Source organism: Aquitalea pelogenes (assembly GCF_001515305.1).
GTDB classification, from domain to species: domain Bacteria; phylum Pseudomonadota; class Gammaproteobacteria; order Burkholderiales; family Chromobacteriaceae; genus Aquitalea; species Aquitalea pelogenes.
In genome coordinates, this window is the sequence record NZ_LNQV01000018.1 from 21,061 (window position 1) to 39,502 (window position 18,442).

The following is an 18,442-nucleotide window of genomic DNA, read 5'->3' on the forward strand; positions in this document are numbered from 1 at the left end:
GGTTTTTCTGCGCCTGACTTACATCAGGTTTTGCTCTGCCACATTCAGGTTCAAATCAATCATCTGGGTGCTGACCGGATTTTCCTCTTTCTTGTCGGCACCGCGGGCACACTCGATGGCATCCAGATAAGCCGCCGTGATATCACCGGTGATGTATTTGCCGTCAAAGCAGGAAGTTTCGAACTCATGCAGCTTCGGATTCACCGAATGCACTGCTTCTTGCAAGGCCGACAGGTCCTGGTAAATCACCGCATCTGCGCCGATTTCTGCCGCAATTTCCAGTTCGGTGCGACCGGTGGCCAGCAGCTCGGCACGGGTCGGCATGTCGATACCGTAAACATTGGGGAAGCGGACCGCCGGTGCTGCGGAAGCAAAGTACACTTTCTTGGCACCAGCATCACGCGCCATCTGCACGATTTCCTTGGACGTGGTACCACGCACGATGGAGTCATCCACCAGCAGTACATTGCGATCCTTGAATTCGCAGGCAACCGGGTTGAGCTTCTGGCGAACCGATTTCTTGCGCACAGCCTGACCCGGCATGATGAAGGTGCGGCCGATATAGCGGTTCTTGATGAAGCCTTCGCGGTATGGCAAGCCCAGGCTGTTGGCCAGTGCCAAGGCACTTGGGCGGCTGGTATCCGGAATCGGCATGACTACGTCGATGTCCAGCTCCGGCAGCACACGGCGGATCTTCTCGCCCAGCTTCTCACCCATCACGATACGTGCCTGATAAACCGAAGCACCGTCAATCACCGAATCCGGGCGGGCAAAGTAGACATATTCGAACAGACAGGGCGCGTGGCGGACTTCCTTGGCACACTGACGGGCGTGGAAATCACCATCGAAGCTGACAAACACACCCTCACCCGGCTCGACATCACGCAGCGTGCTGAAGCCGGAGCAGTCCAGCGCAACCGATTCAGAAGCAAACATGTACTCGGTCTTGCCACTGCCCTGCGTACTGCCGATCACCAGCGGGCGAATGCCATTGGGGTCACGGAAAGCCACCAGGCCATAACCGGCGATCAGCGCCACCACGGCATAAGCACCACGCACACGGCGATGCACGGCTTCGATGGCACCAAAGATGGCCTCCACGCTCAACTCAAAGCCCACCACACGCTCGGCCAGTTCATGGGCGAATACGTTGAGCAGGACTTCCGAGTCGGAATTGGTGTTGATGTGACGCAGGTCGTGACGGAACATGTCCGCCTTCAACTCGTCGGTATTGGTCAGGTTGCCGTTGTGCGCCAACACGATGCCGAAGGGCGAGTTGACATAGAACGGCTGAGCCTCGGCCAGACTGGAAGCAGAACCGGCCGTCGGGTAGCGCACGTGTGCGATACCGGCATTGCCCATCAGGGAGCGCATATTGCGGGTGCGGAATACATCGCGCACCATGCCGCTGCCCTTGTGCATGTGAAAGGTCTTGCCACTGGAGGTGACAATACCCGCCGCATCCTGCCCACGGTGCTGCAGCACTTGCAGTCCGTCATACAACAACTGATTGACGGGGGACTGCCCTACCACGCCTAGAATTCCACACATTGCTCTACTCTCTCTTCCCAACTACCAGGATTTTCAGACAAAACCTACAGCCAAAGAAAAAGGCGGAAATCTTGAGGTGAAGATATCAAGATAATCCGCCTGTTCCATCACACTAACCGGTGTAATGCAGATTGTCTGCCAGCATGGCTGGCAGCCAGGGCCTTAATGACAAGGCCAGTGATTCGAATGGAGCGGCCAATACCGCATTCCTCCACATAGGCTGGCGCGGCATGTCACTCAAGCCGCCCACCAGCACCAGCACCGTGACCAGCACCAGCCCGCGAGCCAGGCCGAACACGGCACCCATCAATCGGTTCAGACCACCCAGACCGGCCGAATCCAGCAAACTGGTCAGGGTGATACGCAATAATGCCGTGGCCAGCCACGACAGGAAAAACAACAGCACAAAAGAAGCCACCAGACGCAAACCCTGGCTTGGCAATTCGTTGGGCATGAAGCTTGCCACCAGTGGCGACAACTCCTTGGCACACCAGAAAGCCAGCAGCCAGGAGCCCAGCGACAGCACCTCGGCCACCAGGCCGCGCACCATGGCCACCAGCACGGAGCCAAGCAGGATGGCGATCACAATGTAGTCAAAGACGGTCATCGTTGCTTACTTGCTCACGACAATGCCGGAAACCCCAGCCTGGGAAAGCTTGCGCAGTGCAGCTTCTGCTTCTGCCCGGCTGGCAAACGGCCCAACCCGCACACGGGTGACTTCACCCTTGCTGGTTTGCACCTTGCTGAAGTGGGCAGACACCCCAAGAGCAGACAACTTGTTCTTGAGTGCATCGGCCTTGGCCGGGTCTGACAGTGCCGCCAGCTGGATCACGGATTTGCCATTGCCGACATTATCCACTTTTTCCGGCTTGGACTCACTTTTCTTTACAGCAGCCGGCTTGCTTGCCGGTTCGTCATCAAAATGACCAGACAAAATGGCTGCCGGGTCAGGCTGTTTATGCTTGGCCGGAGCGGGTTTCTCCGCCTTGGCAGGCTTGCTGTCAGCCACTACCGGCTGACGCGCTTCCACCGGTTTGCTGGCCACTTTCTTTTTCGGCGGCTCGTGCACCAGCGGCTGACTGGCGCCTTCCGGCGCCTTGGCCTTGGACTGCCCGGCGGCGATGGCACCTACCGTTGCCACCGCTGCAACTGCTGCAGGTGCCGCCACACTGGCAGTGGTGGCTGCAGGTTTGTCCGGCACCACGGAATTCAGATCTGCCGGCAGCTGGGTGCCGGCAGTTTTGGCAACCGGAGCAGACGCACTGGCCAGGGCCGGAGCCGATGCCACCGGCTTGCCAACAGCAGGTGCAGAAGCACTGGCCACATGCACGGCCGGGGGCAACGCAGTTTCTGCCGGAGCGCCGGAAGCTTCACTGGCGATCTCCACCGACTCCGGGCGCATTTGCTGATCCGGCAGATGACCAACCACATTCCACAGGACGCCCGTGGATACCGTCACCAGCACAACCGCACCAACCAGGCGACGCCGGGCACGCTTGCGCAACAAAATCAGTTCATCGTGGGCAGACAGTGCCATGCCATCCTCAAGTGCGTTGCCGACGGGCTTCCAGCACCTCGGCAACAGTGTGGAAAGAGCCAAAAACGGTAATTCTATCATTCTCGCCCGCTGCCGATAAGGCAGCTTGCCAGGCAGACGCAACATCTTCGAAGGCGCGCACCTTGCCGATGCCCAGCGCATTCAGTTGCGCGGCAATACCGGTGCCGCTCTGCCCGCGTGGCATATCAAGGCCAGCCACGAACCAGCCATCGAATTCATCCTTGGCCAGTTCGGCCACGGCAGCCAGGTCCTTGTCCGCCAGCATGGAAAATACTGCGTAACGGTTTTCGGCAAACGGCAACTGGCGCAGGCTGGCCACCATGGCCTTGACCGCATGCGGGTTGTGACCGACATCCAGCACCACCACCGGCCGCCCGGCAATACCTGGAAACGACCGGGCCATTCCACTTCGACCAGACCTTGCTTGAGCGCACCAATACCGACCGGCAGGCGCTCATGCAGGCAGTCGAGCACTGCCAATGCAGCTGCGGCATTGCCCAGCTGGTAGCCACCACGCAGCGCAGGCATGGGCAAGGCATGGCGACGTGCACTACCCATCTGGAAGGACCATTGATTGTCCATGCGGCTATAGCTGTAATCGCGACCCAGCAGTTTGAGGTCGGCACCGATGGCCGCGGCATGATCCAGCAGGCGCTGCGGCGGCTGCGGGTCCGCGCAGATGGCAGGCTTGCCTGGTCGGTAGATGCCGGCTTTCTCGAAGCCGATATCCTCGCGGTTGTCACCCAGAATGGCAGCGTGGTCGATATCCACACTCACCACCACCGACACATCCGGCTCAAAGATGTTCACCGCGTCCAGACGTCCACCCAGGCCAACTTCCATGATGGCCACATCGACTTTTTCTTCGATAAAGCTGTGCATGGCACCCAGGGTGCCGAACTCGAAATAGGTCAGCGAAGTATCACCACGCGCCGCATCGATAGCCACAAAACTCTTGATGATGCGCTCATCACTCACTGGTTTGAGGTCGATCGCCACCCGCTCGTTATAGTGCTGGATGTGCGGCGAGGTATAACAGCCCACCTTGAAACCGGCACGCTGATACATGGTGGAGAGCATGGCACACACCGAACCCTTGCCATTGGTCCCGGCCACCATGATGACCGGAAAAGCAGGCTGCACCTGCATGGCATGCCACACTTTGCGTACCCGTTCCAGACCCATGTCTATGGTGGTGACATGCAGGCCTTCCAGCCATTGCAACCATTCGTTCAGCGTAGTTCTTTGCATCATGGATTTTCCAAAACAGCAGGTGTAAGCCGCTCTGCTTCCGGATGGAACCACAGCAGATAGACCCGCAATTGCCGCAGTGCTTCCTGATCGGCACTATCCGGCAACAGCAGACAACTGTGACGACGGCCTGCGGCCGTCACATTGACGATGACAAACAAGGGAGACACAAAACAGTCGTCGCGCAACTGCACTTCAACAGTGCGGTCGCCTTGCAAGCACTGCATGCGGCCATGGGCATCCACTTCGATACGCCGCACCCTGTTAGGATTTCCCCAGCCGTTGGCACGCAAGGCAAGCCACCCCAGCAGAAACTGACAGGGCAGCAGTGCCCACATGCGCGGCTGATAAAGCATCAACAAGACAGCAGACAAGGCCAGCACGCACAACACCAAAAGCAAGAAGATGCGGGACGGACGTAATTGCAGCGCAAAGGGCGGCAGCAAGCGGGCCTTGTGCATGAAATGGCTTACAGCTCACCTGCCGGGCTGTTGCTGATATCACCCTCTACCGTGTCCAGTACGGTAGAGTGGATTTCCACATCAAACCATTCCCAGAAGGCCTTGAGCGACATGTCCTTGGGCCACAGGTCTTCGTCGTCATACCAGGACGCCACTTCAATCTTGAACAATTGTTCGTACTGTTCATCGATATGGGCAACCGCCTCTTCCGGCTCATTGAACTCCGGCAACAGGATCACCGTGCAGTCACTGCGCAGGCTGTCCAGGGTCAAATCCACCATATCGTTGCCGGGCACGGCATTCAGCCAGTCCAGAAATGGCTGTTTGGGTTTGATTACGGCAACCGAGCGGTCAACAAAATACATGGCATTCCTTTCCATTCCGAGTTGGCGCGCATTGTAACCCAAGTCCGCAAGGGCCAGCACGCCGCATGCTACAATTGCGGCCATTGAACCCTGATTACAAGATGCTGCAATGTCATTGATTTCTGTTGAAAAGGCCTGCCTGGCTTTTGGCCATCACGCTTTGCTGGATAATGTCGATTTCGCGCTGGAGCCGGGCGAAGTGGTTGGCCTGATTGGCCGCAATGGTGCCGGCAAGTCGTCCTTGCTCAAGGGCATTGCGGGCGCCATCACGCTGGACGACGGGCGCATCAACATCAAGGGCGATGTGCGCGTGGCCTACGTGGCACAAGAGCCGGAACTCAACCCGGACGACACCGTTTTTGACGCGGTTGCCAGCGGACTGGGCGAATTGAAAGCCTTGCTCAGCGAATACCATCAGGTTACCCAGCAACTGACCCAGCCGGATGCCGATCATGAAACCGCGCTGGCATGCATGGAAACGCTGCAACACGCACTGGAAGCACGTGATGGCTGGCAGTTTGATGCGCTGATCTCCACCACCCTCTCCCACCTGGACCTGCAAGCCGACACCCTGATCCGCGAATTGTCCGGTGGCTGGAAAAAACGCGTGGCACTGGCCCGTGCACTGGCGGCCAAGCCGGACGTGCTGCTGCTGGACGAACCGACCAACCATCTGGATGTTGCTGCCATCGAATGGCTGGAAGGCTTGCTGAAGAACTTCAGCGGCAGCGTACTGCTGATCACCCACGACCGCGCTTTCTGGACAATGTCGCCACCCGCATTGTGGAACTGGACCGTGGCATCCTGCGCAGCTATCCGGGCAGCTTCACCGCCTACCAGGTACGCAAGACCGAAGAAATCGCCATCGAGGAAGAGCAGAACCGCATTTTTGACAAATTCCATGCGCAGGAAGAAGTGTGGATCCGCAAGGGCATCGAGGCACGCCGTACTCGTAACGAAGGCCGTGTCCGCCGTCTGGAAGCCATCCGCCGCGAACGCAGCGCCCGGCGCGAACGCGTGGGACAGGTCAATTTCCAGCTGGATGCCGGCGAGCGCTCGGGCAAACTGGTGGCCGAGCTGGAACATGTCAGCAAGGGTTTTGAAGGCCGCACCCTGATCAAGGACTTCACCACCCGCATCCTGCGCGGTGACAAGATCGGCCTGATCGGCCCCAATGGTGCTGGCAAGACCACCTTGCTCAAGCTGATCCTGGGTCAGCTGGAAGCGGACAGCGGCAGCATCAAGCAAGGCAGCAAGCTGGAGATTGCCTACTTCGACCAGTTCCGCGAACAGCTGGACGACGACACCAGCGTGGCCGACATCATCAGCCAGGGCAATGACTTCGTCGAAATCGGCGGGGTGAAAAAGCATGTGATGAGTTACCTGGAAGACTTTCTGTTCTCGCCGCAACGTGCGCGCAGCCCGGTGCGCTCGCTGTCTGGTGGCGAACGTAACCGCCTGTTGCTGGCCCGCCTGTTCACCCGTCCGGCCAATGTACTGGTACTGGATGAACCCACCAACGACCTGGACATCGACACGCTGGAACTTCTGGAAGACGTGATTGCTCAATACAGCGGCACGGTGTTTCTGGTCAGCCACGACCGGGCTTTCCTCGACAATGTGGTTACCCAGGTGATTGCCTTTGAAGGCAATGGTCAGCTGGAAGAATACCCGGGTGGCTATCAGGACTGGATCGACACCAAGGCGCGCATGGCAGCCATGGGAACAGTAGCCAGCAAGACCACCACGACAGCCAGCAAGCCGGCCACCCCGGCCAAGCCGGAGAAGCAGCGGAGCAATCGCAAGCTTTCTTATAATGAAACCCGCGAGCTGGCCGCACTGCCGGACGAGATTGCCGCTCTGGAACAGGAACAAGCCACACTGAACCAGCAACTGCTGGACCCGAACTGCTATCGCGACACCCCCAAGGAAGCCATTGCCTGGCAGCAGCGCATTGAAGCCATCGACGAATTGCTGCTGGAAAAGCTGGCCCGCTGGGAAGAACTGGAGGCAAAACAATCATGAGTAAAACCCGGCCCACCCTGCCCTCCCCGCAACGCCGCCGCCTTTTGGGCGGTGCCATGCTGGGCACGCTGGCTTTGTGGCTGAGCGGCTGCGGCACACCGCCGAAGAAGACCAGCCACGTGCGCCCCTATCCATCACAGGACAAAACGCTGTCTGCCCTGAAGGCAGATGGCGCGGGCCGGGAAATCCTCATGTACACCCTGGGGCTGCTGGATCTGGACTACAAGTTCGGTGGTGCCAACCCGGAAGCCGGGCTGGATTGCAGCGGCATGGTCAGCTACATCTACCTGAATGCGGTGGGAGTGAAGCTGCCGCACAATGCCGCCCAGATCGCCAGCCTGGCGCGCCCCGTCAGCAACAGCCAGATGCAGGTAGGTGACCTGGTGTTCTTCAACACCATGAACCGCTCCTTCTCCCACATGGGCATTTACATTGGCGACAACAAATTCGTGCATGCCCCGCGCACCAATAGCGCATCCGGGTAGACCGGCTGGACAACAGCTATTTCTCCGCCCGCTTCGAAGGGGCGCGTACCCTGTTTGCCTGAACATGGATCATCACTGGCAAAGCCGCTTGATCCGGAGCTGGCAGCAAAGACCCACCCTGCACCGGGATGGCGTCTCCCTGCAAGAAGACTGGCTGCTGCGCAAGTTGCAGCAGGCATTGAATGGTGATGCGCTACAGATTGACGGCCTGTCACTGCTCAGCCGGGACAGCACCCTGCATCTGACATCACAGCAGCCGCTTGCCGCCAGGCTGACCCTGCACTTCGACTTCCTCCCCATCGACTGGGATAGCCGGCAAATACGACTGCGCTATCACGTGCAGGGCGAGGCCATATCCCCCTCCACCACACGCCGCTTGTTGGGCGGACTGCTGCTGGGCGTGATGGAAGGCGCATTCGGCCACAAGGCGCTGCAACAGCTGGCCAAGCCACTGGACTGGCTGAACCTGGAGCAGGATGTTGCCATTATCGACCTCACCCGCTTGCCGGCGCTGCAACAATGGCTGGACTACCCACTGCTGGGCAAACCGTTGGCTGCGCGCCTGACCATCAAGGCCATCGAGACCAGCCCCGGCCTGCTGCGCATACGCCTTGGCCGCTCACCGGCTCCAGCAGACTGAAAAACGAAACGCATGCCGAAACATCTGGCGCAATAAAAAACCCCGCCGTAGCGGGGTTGTTCGCGTCAGGGTGAAATCAATCAGCCCTTGACTACCTTGGCGATGGCTTCAGCCACATACGGCAGGTTCTTGCTGTTCAGCGCGGCCAGGCAGATACGGCCGGTGGATACGGCGTAAATGCCGAATTCGCTCTTCAGCACTTCCACTTGCGCTGCAGTCAGGCCGGTGTAGGAGAACATGCCGCGTTGCTGCGCCACGAAGGAGAAGTCCTGCTCAACACCCTGTGCCTTGATGGCGTCAACCAGACCGGTACGCATGGCGCGGATGCGGTCACGCATGCCGGCCAGTTCGTCTTCCCACTGCTGACGCAGTTCCGGGCTGGACAGCACGGCAGCCACAATGGCAGCACCGTGGATCGGCGGGTTGGAGTAGTTGGTACGGATCACGCGCTTCAGTTGCGACAGCACACGGCCGGTTTCTTCCTTGCTGGCAGTCACGATGGACAGGGCGCCAACACGCTCGCCGTACAGCGAGAAGCTCTTGGAGAAGGAGCTGGACACGAAGAATTGCAGGCCGGAAGCCGAGAACAGGCGCACGGCAACGGCGTCAGCATCGATACCGTCGGCAAAACCCTGGTAAGCCATATCCAGGAAAGGAACCAGACCCTGGGCACGGCACACTTCCACCACTTCAGCCCACTGGGCGTCGGACAGGTCGGCACCGGTCGGGTTGTGGCAGCAGGCATGCAGCACGATGACGGAACCGGCAGCCAGACCTTGCAGGAAGGACTTCATGCCAGCAAAGTCAACGCCACGGGTCGCTGCGTCGTAGTAGGGGTAGTTTTCCACGGTGAAACCGGCGGATTCAAACAGCGCGCGGTGGTTTTCCCACGACGGGTTGCTGATGTAAACCTTGGATTCCGGATTCAGGCGTTTCAGGAAGTCGGCACCAATCTTCAGGGCACCAGTACCGCCCAGCGCCTGGGCAGTCACTACCTGACCATTGCTGATCAGCGCGCTGTCAGCACCGAACAGCAGGTTTTGCACAGCGCTGTCGTAAGCGGCCGGGCCTTCGATCGGCTGATAGCCACGCGGCAGCAGCGCATCAACGCGGGCCTTTTCCGCGGCCTTGACGGCAGCCAGCAGCGGGATCTTGCCATTGTCGTCGCTGTAAACACCCACACCCAGATTCACCTTGAAGGGACGGGTATCGGCGTTGAAAGCTTCGTTCAGGCCAAGAATCGGGTCGCGCGGGGCCAATTCCACCGCGGCGAAGATCGAAGAGGTCATGCAGGGGCTCCATTTGCTTTGCAGAACAGCCGCAACCGGGCGCTGACAATGCAGCAGGCCACGGCTGATTGATGAAAATCTTTGTCCGGGACAAAGTTTACCACCATCTGCGGGCTTGCTGCGCTGCAAAGCCGACAAAACAACAAGCTGCCAGCGCATTTGTGTCTGACAGGACATTGCATACAATCCACCGCTCGGACACGGCATCCATGCCCCTGACTTGAACCTTCTTGAACCTTGCACGCCAAGGTCTAGTCTCAATGCAAATACAAACGCATGATGAGGAGTTCTGACCATGAGAAAAGGCATTCTGCTGTTCTGGCCGTCTTTTCTGATCGCCGCGCTGGCTACCAGCGTGTTTTTCTCGATTTTCGACCCCGCCGAGTTAACCCTGCACGGCAATGCCCTGTTTGCCGACAAGCTGTCGGCCTACTCGGTATTTTTCCTGATCAGCTGGGCTTTTGGTGCGCTCAATACTGCCATTGTGCTGGTACTGGAAAAGTCCTCCCGCGACATTAACGGCTTTACACCGCCACCGGTACAACCCATGGATGATGCGGAAGACCCGCTGCGCAGCTGAAACGGCGTGGTGCGTGGGCAGACAAGAAAGGACGACCCGCGTCGCCCTTTTGCTTGACTGTTTTCAGCCAGACGCATCAGCCATGAGACGGTGCAACCGGAGTCTGCCCCACCACAAAATATTTGCGCACCGGCTGCACTACCTCGAACACGCCGGTGAAACCTGCCGGGATCACCGCCGCTTCGCCAGGCTTCACTTCCACCACTGTCCCGGCTTCATCATGCAGGCGCACCAGTCCTTCGATCACGCAGAAGAATTCGTGCTTGTTATCGGCAAACTGAATGCGCCAGGCACCGGTCTCGCAGGCCCAGATACCACAACTGAGCGCCTCGTCGGCGGTTTCGTAGTGAGTCCAGGTATGACGCTGCGGATTCCCGGCCAGCAGTCGATCCGGACGGGGCTGGTCGGCTACGGGTGTCACTGTCTGGGAAAAATGGGTGATGGCGGGCATGCGGCTTGTTTCCTGCAAACGAAAAACACCATTATCACCGTAGCTGCCCGCTGGAGCCAGACTCACCCAGCCGCTGTGCCATACGGCGCAACATCAGCTTGCTCAGCAGCCAGTGCACAGGCAGCACCAGCGCCAGATACAGCCAGCCACCCCAGTGATGTGGCCGTACCCAGGTTTCAACCTGCAGGCGGCTGCCACCAGCCTCGGGGCTGACTGACAGCAGAATGCGGAAATCCAGATGACGGTCATCCTCACCCAGCACCGCCAGTTGCGGGCCAAGGTGCATGATGCGGAACATGCCGATATGGCCGCCCGGTTGCAAAGACAAGGTTCCGGCCTGCTGCATGGGGCCGGTCTTGAGGCCAAAGCGTGCCACCAGCCGGTTACGCCATGCCATCAGGGTGCCAGCCCAGCCTGGTGCAGCAGTGGAAAAAGCCGTCAGCAGTTGTGCTGCGCCAAGGTCGGCCCCTCGGCAATGTGCCTGATGCATGTCGCGAAACGGGTAATGCGCAGCCTGTGGCAGGGAGTCCGGCATAAATGGTTTTCCTGGGACGAAAAGCTGATTATCCCGTGGCTTGTGTCCGCTGCTCCATGCCTGAAACTACCTAGTAGCGAGTGTTATCGGTGCCGCAATCAACTTGAATCCCATCTCGCAGGCCTGGTTTGCCTCTTTCCAAGCCTGCCGGCAAAGCCAGGCAACATTCAAAGCCCGTCTTGCCACTTGATGGACGCATGCGAGCCGTCACAAAACGGCTTGTTAGCAGAAGCCCCGCAGCGGCATAAGGTCATACGCTCCCGTACCGGATAGGGCTTGTCGCCCTCGACATCCAGCGCATCCGCTGCTTTCACCCACAAGGCAGCCGAACAGTGCAGCTTCGGGTCTTCCAGCAAATAGAGAGCCTGGGTATCAGGCTCTCTATTTGCTGATTTGCTTTTGCGACTGGATATCCCACACCTTCAGGCGACCGGCCGGGCAGTACTCCGCCTCACGCACCGCCAAGGCAATCGACTGTGCATCTGTCTGCTCCACCAGATTCCAGATCTGGCCACCCGCATCGCAAAAGCGAGCAAAGGCACAGAGCTTTTCGGCATCGGACAAAGCAGCGACCGGTCCCTCTTGCAACTGTGCTTGCTGGAAATAGTCTGCGCGGGTCGCTTCTACCCGACCATCGAAACCGGTGGGCTGGTGGCTGCCATCACAGTAGGGCTTGTTGGCAGAATGACCACACCGGCACAACAAGCTGCCTTCTTCCTGCAATGGAAATGCTTTGCCTTCGCGATAGCTCCAGGACAAGCCTTGTGCGTTTGGCTGAATGAACAGTTGGGCGATTTGCCTGGCACCCACCACGCGATAGGGTCCATTGGCCAAAACAGTAATTTTCAATGCTTTCATTGCCTGCTCCTGTGCGCTATTGAGCTAACCTTGCCGCATTATGTGACTGTCTGTTGGTACGGTAACTGGGGCTTATCACAGGTGGCGCAGTGACTTTTCCGATGGATCTGCCGGAAGTCGCCAAATGCAATAAAAAAAGCCGACCTGCCAGGTCGGCTTTTAGCAGCAGGTGTTTTCCAGTCAGGCAAACACCAGTTGACCGTCGCGTGCTTCCACCATGATGGTGGCCTTGGGCGGATACTTGCCGGCCAGGATGGCCTTGGCCAGCGGGTTTTCCAGCTCGTTCTGGATGGCACGCTTGAGCGGACGTGCGCCATAGACCGGATCGAAGCCTTCTTCCGACAGCAGCGACAAGGCGTCTTCGCTGATTTGCAAATTCAGCTCCAACTTGGCCAGACGTGCTTCCAGACCCTTGAGCTGGATACGGGCAATGGCCTTGATGTTCTTCTCGTCCAGACCGTGGAACACCACTACCTCGTCGATACGGTTGATGAACTCGGGGCGGAAGTGGGTTTTCACCTCGGCCATCACCGCCAGCTTGATCACCTGATAGTCATCCGTTGCCATGGCCTGGATTTGCTGGCTGCCCATATTGGAAGTCATCACCACCACGGTGTTTTTGAAGTCCACGGTGCGGCCCTGGCCATCGGTCAGGCGGCCGTCATCCAGCACTTGCAGCAGGATGTTGAACACATCCGGATGCGCTTTTTCCACCTCGTCCAGCAAAATGACGCTATACGGTTTGCGGCGTACTTGCTCGGTCAGATAACCACCCTCCTCATAGCCGACATAGCCGGGAGGTGCGCCAATCAGCCGCGCCACCGAGTGCTTTTCCATGTATTCGGACATGTCGATGCGGATCAGATGCTCTTCGCTGTCGAACATGAAACCGGCCAGCGTCTTGCACAGCTCGGTCTTGCCCACGCCGGTCGGCCCGAGGAACAGGAAGGAACCATAGGGCTTGTTGGGGTCGGCCAGACCGGAACGCGAACGACGGATGGCATCGGCCACTGCGCGCACTGCTTCGTCCTGCCCCACCACGCGCTGGTGCAGCACTTCTTCCATGCGCAGCAGTTTTTCCCGCTCGCCGGTCAGCATTTTCGACACCGGAATACCCGTAGCCCGGCTGATGACTTCGGCAATTTCCTCGGCACCTACCTGGGTACGCAGCAAGCGGTTGGGCTTGTTGTCCGCGCCGGCATCAGCTGCTTCGGCTTCACGCAGCTGGGCTTCCAGCTGCGGCAGCTTGCCATATTGCAGCTCGGCCAGTTTTTGCCAGTCGCCCTTGCGCTTGAGGTCTTCCATGTCCACCTTCAGGCGGTCGATTTCCTCCTTGATGGACTGACTGCCTTGCGCCGCGGCTTTCTCTGCCTTCCAGATTTCCTCCATGTCGGCGTATTCACGCTGTAGACGCTGGATTTCGTCTTCAATCAACTGCAGACGCTTCTGGCTGGCCTCGTCGGTTTCCTTGTTGACCGCTTCACGTTCGATTTTCAGCTGGATCAGGCGGCGGTCCAGCTTGTCCATGGCTTCCGGCTTGGAGTCCAGTTCCATCTTGATGCGGCTGGCGGCTTCGTCGATCAGGTCGATGGCCTTGTCCGGCAGGAAGCGATCAGTGATATAGCGGTTGGACAGCTCGGCTGCCGCGACGATAGCCGGGTCGGTAATGTCCACACCGTGGTGGATTTCATACTTCTCCTGCAGACCACGCAGAATGGCGATGGTGTCTTCCACCGTCGGCTCATTCACCAGCACCTTCTGGAAGCGGCGCTCCAGTGCGGCATCCTTTTCGATGTACTTGCGGTACTCGTCCAGCGTGGTGGCACCAATGCAGTGCAGCTCGCCACGCGCCAGCGCCGGTTTGAGCATATTGCCGGCATCCATCGCACCATCGGCCTTGCCCGCCCCTACCAGGGTGTGGATTTCGTCGATGAAGATCAGCGTCTGGCCGTCGTCCTTGGACAAATCATTCAGCACTGCTTTCAGGCGTTCTTCGAATTCGCCACGGAACTTGGCACCGGCAATCAGCGCTGCCAGGTCCAGCACCAGCAGCCGTTTGTTCTTCAGGCTGTCCGGCACTTCGCCGTTGACGATGCGCTGGGCCAGTCCCTCGACAATGGCGGTCTTGCCCACGCCGGGTTCGCCAATCAGCACCGGGTTGTTCTTGGTACGGCGCAGCAGCACCTGAATGGCGCGGCGGATTTCGTCATCGCGGCCAATCACCGGGTCCAGCTTGCCGTTACGGGCGCGCTCGGTCAGGTCGGTGGTGTACTTTTTCAGTGCCTCGCGCTGGCTTTCCGCGTCCTGACTGCCCACGGTCTGGCCGCCACGCACCGCCTGGATGGCAGCCTGAATGGCGTTGTGATTACCACCATGTTCTTTCAGCAGGCGGCCGGTTTCACCCTTGTCCTGCGACAGGGCGGACAGGAAGGACTCGCTGGAGATGTATTCATCCCCCTGCTTGGTGGCGATCTTGTCGGTGACATTGAGCAGGTTGCCCAGCTCGCGCGAGACAGTGATTTCACCATTGGTGCCCTGCACTTTCGGCAGGCGCTGGATGGCGCTTTTAAGTGCCAGTTTCAAGCCCGGCACATTGACACCGGCACGGGCCAGCAGGCCGCCGATACCGCTGTCGTTGTCATCCATCATGGTCAGCAGCAGGTGTTGCGCCTCGATATAGGCATTGTCTTCAGCCAGCGCCATGCTTTGTGCGTCGCCCAGGGCCTGCTGGAATTTTGTCGTCAGTTTTTCGAATCTCATCAAAAAGCTCCCTTCAAACAAGATAACGCTCTGTTTGCAATATTCACGCATGCCACACACCCTGCCCGACCAGAAGGTGCAGCCATCTGACACTGCATATGCGGGCAGATTTCAGCGCCACAAGGCATGGTATGTTTTTTTCTCATGGCTAACGGCCATCGCGATAACAATAGAAAAAGCCGGATGGTTTATCCGGCTTTTTCTATAGCAGTGCGCGCAGAAATCAGGTACGGAAGGCGCGGACTTCTTCCTTCAGGGCATCGGCCAGACCCGCCATATGGCGTGCCGTTTCTGCCGAGCGTTCGGCCGCATCGTTGCTGGCTTCGGCCTGCCGGGCCACCGAATTCACCCGCTCGGCCATCTGCTCCACGATGTCACGCTGTTGCGACAGTTCGCGGTTGATGTTTTCCACCACTTCCATCGCGCGACGCGAGTCTTCCACGATGGAGCCGATTGCCTGACGGGCGGCCGAGGTAATGGCCGCGCCTTCGGACGCCTGCACCACCGATTGGCGCATGGATTTGACCGCGCCTTCGGTCGCATCCTGGATCTTGCTGATCATCCCGCTGATTTCCTGGGTAGACACACTGGTGCGCTCGGCCAGCTTGCGCACTTCGTCGGCCACCACGGCAAAGCCGCGCCCCATCTCCCCGGCACGCGCCGCTTCGATGGCGGCATTCAGTGCCAGCAAATTGGTCTGATCGGCAATATCGTGAATCACGTTGACGATGGCGGTAATCTGCTGCGCGCTGCTCTCCAGCATTTTCAGGCTGTCGGCCGCACCGGCCAGGGTGGCGGAAATCTGGCTGACGCCATCCACCGCGGCCACCAGGCTCTGGCTGCCTTCCATGGCTGCCGCACTGGATGCGCGGGCGGCGTCACTGGCTTCGCCGGCCACTTTTTCGATTTGCGCCACACCGGCAATCAGCATGCCGGTTTGCTCGGACATGGCCTGCGCACTCTGGCGCTGTTCACCCGAGCTGGCAGCAGCGGCTCCAGCCTTGTCGGACAAATCCTGTGCGGCGTGGTCAAGGTCCACCGCATGGGAGCTGGTGCGGTTGAGTGCCTGCTGGAAGCTGTCCAGCAGGCTGTTCATGGCATCGGCCACCTGCCCTACTTCATCCTTGCGGTTGATGGCCAGCCGCCGGGTCAGGTCACGGCTATCGCGGATATTGCCTACGTCAGCCACCAATTGCTGCACCGGTCTTGCCACCAGACGACGGGTAAACAGCAGCAGGGCCAGCGCCAGAATGGTCAGCAGCAAGGCTGCACCACCAGCCAGCCACAGCAGCAGCTGGCGGTTTTCCTTTTCCAGCTCGCTACGGGTTTCATTGCTAACGATCATCCAACCCCAGGGTTTGTATGTGGCATAGGACAGCATGTGTTCGGCCACACCGGCATCACCGGGCAGCTTGACGTTGAGATTGCCCTGACCGGCTGCCATCAGCTCGTTGGCATAGGCCTGGCCGTTGGCATCAAGGTCCTTGCTGACGGCCCGACCGGACAATTTGGGATGCAGCACATATTGCCCGTAGGTTCTGGATGTCTTGTTGACGTCGATGATGTCGACATGACCGCTTTCGGCCAGCTTCACCTTGGACAGACGCACCAGCAAACCGGCAATGCCTTCGGTGGCGCCCACGCCGACAAAGGTGGCGCCAATGACATTCTGCGCAGCATCCTTGATGGGGCTGTAACTGGTGATGTAGTCACGACCATACAGGTCCACCCGGCCGGAATAGTTCTCGCCATTCATCAACTGGGCATAAGCCGGGCTGGCGTGATCGAGCTTGCTACCCAGTGCGCGCCCGCCGTCTTCTTTCAATACCGAGGTAGCAACACGGACAAACTCGTTACCGTCCTTTACAAACAGGGTGGCGACATTACCGGTCTTGGAGGAAAAGCGGTCGACAATATCGTTGTTGCCATTGACCGGCGTACTGCCCAACACCAGTGCTGGCGTCGAGGTACCGGCCACGTCGATGCGGCTGGCCGGGTTAAGGGAGAATGCGCCACCGATTTCGCCCAGCAGGACTTTCTCGAACTGCCGGGTGGTGATCTTGAGGGATTCGTTGAAGGCATCAATCATGTTGAGCGACTGCGTCAGCAGCTGCGCCTGTACCTTTTCCGTCCGCTCTTGCATCACCCGTCCGGTGAACACATAGAGTGGCAACATCAGGGCCATTGCCACCACCACCATCAGGACTACCTGGGTCGTTACCAGCCGCGACCCAATGCTCATGCCTCGCTTCATCAGCTTCACCCTCTACACTGCCGCACCTGTTTTACAGGATTGTTTATTTATAATTCAGTATCTTTTTGAAATACTGGCTTTATATCAGCGAACAAGAAAAATGCGCGAGAAACATGCAGTTGTCAATGCGAACCCACGCTCTTGCCATTGCTGATCAAGCAAGAACAACGCCAGCAAGACCTGTACATTCAGTCAGCTTAAAGCCTCATTCAGCAGCATAGCCTGCTTTTCCGCAGTGGGGGTGTGACAGCATCATCAACGGCAAGCGGACAATAAAAAACCCGACAGTGCGTCGGGTTTGCTGTGGTTTGAACGGTATCAGTCCATTCAGTCAACACGGATGCGGGCAGCGCCGGCCTCCAGCCTGCCAATCACGCTTGCATAGCCGAAACCCTGGTCATGGAAAGCGGCCAGCACGGCATTGGCCTGCTCTGCTGCCACCGACACCAGCAAGCCGCCACTGGTTTGCGGATCGGCCAGCAGGCGACGCTGCCACTGCGGCACGCTGTCGGCATAATCGACAGCCTGATCAAAACTGGCCTGATTGCGTTCGATGGCGCCCGGTCCGTAGCCCTGCTCGGCAAAGGCCTGTGCTTCGCGGATCACCGGAATCCGTGCCATCTCCAGCTGCGCTTGCAGGCCGGAGCCCTTGCAGATTTCCAGCAAGTGCCCCAGCAGGCCAAAACCGGTGACATCGGTCAGCGCATGCACGCCGGGCAGTTGCGCCAGCGTGCTCCCCACCTTGTTCAACTGCGTGGTGGAGGCAATCAGCGCCTGATAGCCTGCTTCGTCCAGCACGCCCTTTTTCATGGCTTGCGCCAGAATGCCGACGCCCAGGCCCTTGCCCAGAATCAGCACATCTCCCGCGCGGCATCGCTATTGCGCTTGAGCTTGTCCGGATGCACCAGTCCCAGCGCCACCAGGCCGTAAATGGGTTCCGGCGAGTCGATGGAGTGGCCACCGGCAATCGGGATTCCCGCGTCCGCGCACACGGCCTGACCACCATCCAGAATGGCGCGGATGGTTTCCACCGGCAACACATTCACCGGCATGCCGACAATGGCCAGTGCCATGATGGGTGTGCCTCCCATGGCGTAGATGTCCGACAGCGCATTGGTGGCGGCAATGCGGCCAAAGTCGAAGGCGTCATCCACAATGGGCATGAAGAAGTCGGTGGTCGCCACAATAGCCTGCTCGTCATTCAAACGATACACCGCCGCATCATCACTGGTCTCGGTGCCGACCAGCAGTTGCGGGAACACCATTTTTTCCCTGGCGGTGGACAGGATGGACTCCAGCACCGCCGGTGCGATTTTGCAGCCGCAGCCACCACCATGAGACAATTGCGTAAGTTTGATTTCAGCCATCTTCAGGACCAC

General features: G+C 58.9%; 15 protein-coding genes and 3 pseudogenes. 4 read left to right on the top strand and 14 right to left on the bottom strand.

What is annotated here, in order from left to right; translation table 11 throughout:
* Nucleotides 1–18: 18 nt before the first annotated feature.
* The 6 genes and pseudogenes from purF to AWT75_RS09670 form a co-directional block, all read right to left on the bottom strand.
* On the bottom strand, nucleotides 19–1,551 hold the full coding sequence (purF, locus tag AWT75_RS09645; protein ID WP_045848051.1) for an amidophosphoribosyltransferase: 1,533 nt from the start codon (nucleotides 1,549–1,551) through the stop codon (nucleotides 19–21).
* A 112-nt stretch (nucleotides 1,552–1,663) separates the two neighbouring features.
* Nucleotides 1,664–2,158 (bottom strand): CvpA family protein, encoded by a 495-nt coding sequence (locus AWT75_RS09650; protein ID WP_062789007.1) that lies wholly within the window; start codon nucleotides 2,156–2,158, stop codon nucleotides 1,664–1,666.
* A gap of 6 nt (nucleotides 2,159–2,164) precedes the next feature.
* Nucleotides 2,165–3,088: an SPOR domain-containing protein gene (locus AWT75_RS09655; protein WP_062789008.1), complete on the bottom strand. Its 924-nt coding sequence runs from the start codon at nucleotides 3,086–3,088 to the stop codon at nucleotides 2,165–2,167.
* A 7-nt stretch (nucleotides 3,089–3,095) separates the two neighbouring features.
* Nucleotides 3,096–4,360 (bottom strand): annotated as a pseudogene (folC, locus tag AWT75_RS09660) (bifunctional tetrahydrofolate synthase/dihydrofolate synthase).
* Nucleotides 4,360–4,821 (bottom strand): protein YgfX, encoded by a 462-nt coding sequence (locus AWT75_RS09665; RefSeq protein WP_062789009.1) that lies wholly within the window; start codon nucleotides 4,819–4,821, stop codon nucleotides 4,360–4,362. The pseudogene folC and the gene AWT75_RS09665 overlap by 1 nt, the downstream one beginning before the upstream one ends.
* An 8-nt stretch (nucleotides 4,822–4,829) precedes the next feature.
* Nucleotides 4,830–5,186, bottom strand: coding sequence for a hypothetical protein (locus tag AWT75_RS09670; protein ID WP_045848075.1), 357 nt, complete (start codon nucleotides 5,184–5,186; stop codon nucleotides 4,830–4,832).
* Nucleotides 5,187–5,295: 109 nt separating this feature from the next.
* Between AWT75_RS09670 and AWT75_RS23490 the strand changes: the two are divergent.
* From AWT75_RS23490 to AWT75_RS09685, 3 genes and pseudogenes are all read left to right on the top strand, one after another.
* A pseudogene (locus tag AWT75_RS23490) lies at nucleotides 5,296–7,211 on the top strand (ATP-binding cassette domain-containing protein).
* On the top strand, nucleotides 7,208–7,696 hold the full coding sequence (locus tag AWT75_RS09680) for a C40 family peptidase (RefSeq protein WP_239689531.1): 489 nt from the start codon (nucleotides 7,208–7,210) through the stop codon (nucleotides 7,694–7,696). The pseudogene AWT75_RS23490 and the gene AWT75_RS09680 overlap by 4 nt, the downstream one beginning before the upstream one ends.
* Nucleotides 7,697–7,784: 88 nt before the next feature.
* Nucleotides 7,785–8,336 (top strand): hypothetical protein, encoded by a 552-nt coding sequence (locus AWT75_RS09685; RefSeq protein ID WP_153013288.1) that lies wholly within the window; start codon nucleotides 7,785–7,787, stop codon nucleotides 8,334–8,336.
* 80 nt (nucleotides 8,337–8,416) lie between these two features.
* Here the strand turns inward: AWT75_RS09685 and AWT75_RS09690 are convergent, their stop codons facing one another.
* Complete coding sequence (locus tag AWT75_RS09690; protein WP_045848045.1) at nucleotides 8,417–9,625, bottom strand: amino acid aminotransferase; 1,209 nt, start codon at nucleotides 9,623–9,625, stop codon at nucleotides 8,417–8,419.
* 295 nt (nucleotides 9,626–9,920) lie between these two features.
* Here AWT75_RS09690 and AWT75_RS09695 point away from each other — a divergent pair, with 295 nt between their 5' ends.
* Nucleotides 9,921–10,205 carry a hypothetical protein gene (locus tag AWT75_RS09695; protein ID WP_062789011.1) on the top strand — a complete coding sequence of 95 codons (285 nt, stop codon included), beginning with the start codon at nucleotides 9,921–9,923 and terminating at the stop codon, nucleotides 10,203–10,205.
* A 76-nt stretch (nucleotides 10,206–10,281) separates the two neighbouring features.
* Here the strand turns inward: AWT75_RS09695 and AWT75_RS09700 are convergent, their stop codons facing one another.
* The 7 genes and pseudogenes from AWT75_RS09700 to selD all read right to left on the bottom strand — a co-directional run bounded on the left by AWT75_RS09700 (nucleotide 10,282) and on the right by selD (nucleotide 18,430).
* Complete coding sequence (locus tag AWT75_RS09700) at nucleotides 10,282–10,656, bottom strand: cupin domain-containing protein (protein ID WP_062789012.1); 375 nt, start codon at nucleotides 10,654–10,656, stop codon at nucleotides 10,282–10,284.
* A gap of 34 nt (nucleotides 10,657–10,690) precedes the next feature.
* A complete protein-coding gene (locus AWT75_RS09705; RefSeq protein WP_062789013.1) occupies nucleotides 10,691–11,191 on the bottom strand; it encodes a DUF2867 domain-containing protein in 501 nt (166 codons plus the stop codon).
* A gap of 167 nt (nucleotides 11,192–11,358) precedes the next feature.
* Nucleotides 11,359–11,505 (bottom strand): CDGSH iron-sulfur domain-containing protein, encoded by a 147-nt coding sequence (locus AWT75_RS23815; protein ID WP_420835420.1) that lies wholly within the window; start codon nucleotides 11,503–11,505, stop codon nucleotides 11,359–11,361.
* Between the two features lie 67 nt (nucleotides 11,506–11,572).
* Entirely contained in the window at nucleotides 11,573–12,049 is a 477-nt protein-coding gene (locus tag AWT75_RS09710) for a CDGSH iron-sulfur domain-containing protein (RefSeq protein WP_082696034.1), read from the bottom strand.
* 180 nt (nucleotides 12,050–12,229) lie between these two features.
* Nucleotides 12,230–14,809 carry an ATP-dependent chaperone ClpB gene (gene clpB / locus AWT75_RS09715; RefSeq protein ID WP_045848041.1) on the bottom strand — a complete coding sequence of 860 codons (2,580 nt, stop codon included), beginning with the start codon at nucleotides 14,807–14,809 and terminating at the stop codon, nucleotides 12,230–12,232.
* Nucleotides 14,810–15,032: 223 nt separating this feature from the next.
* The gene (locus tag AWT75_RS09720) at nucleotides 15,033–17,051 is read right to left on the bottom strand and encodes a methyl-accepting chemotaxis protein (RefSeq protein WP_062789014.1); all 2,019 of its coding nucleotides are present in this window, start codon (nucleotides 17,049–17,051) and stop codon (nucleotides 15,033–15,035) included.
* A 339-nt stretch (nucleotides 17,052–17,390) separates the two neighbouring features.
* Nucleotides 17,391–18,430: pseudogene (gene selD, locus AWT75_RS23820) on the bottom strand (selenide, water dikinase SelD).
* Between the last annotated feature and the right edge of the window lie 12 nt (nucleotides 18,431–18,442).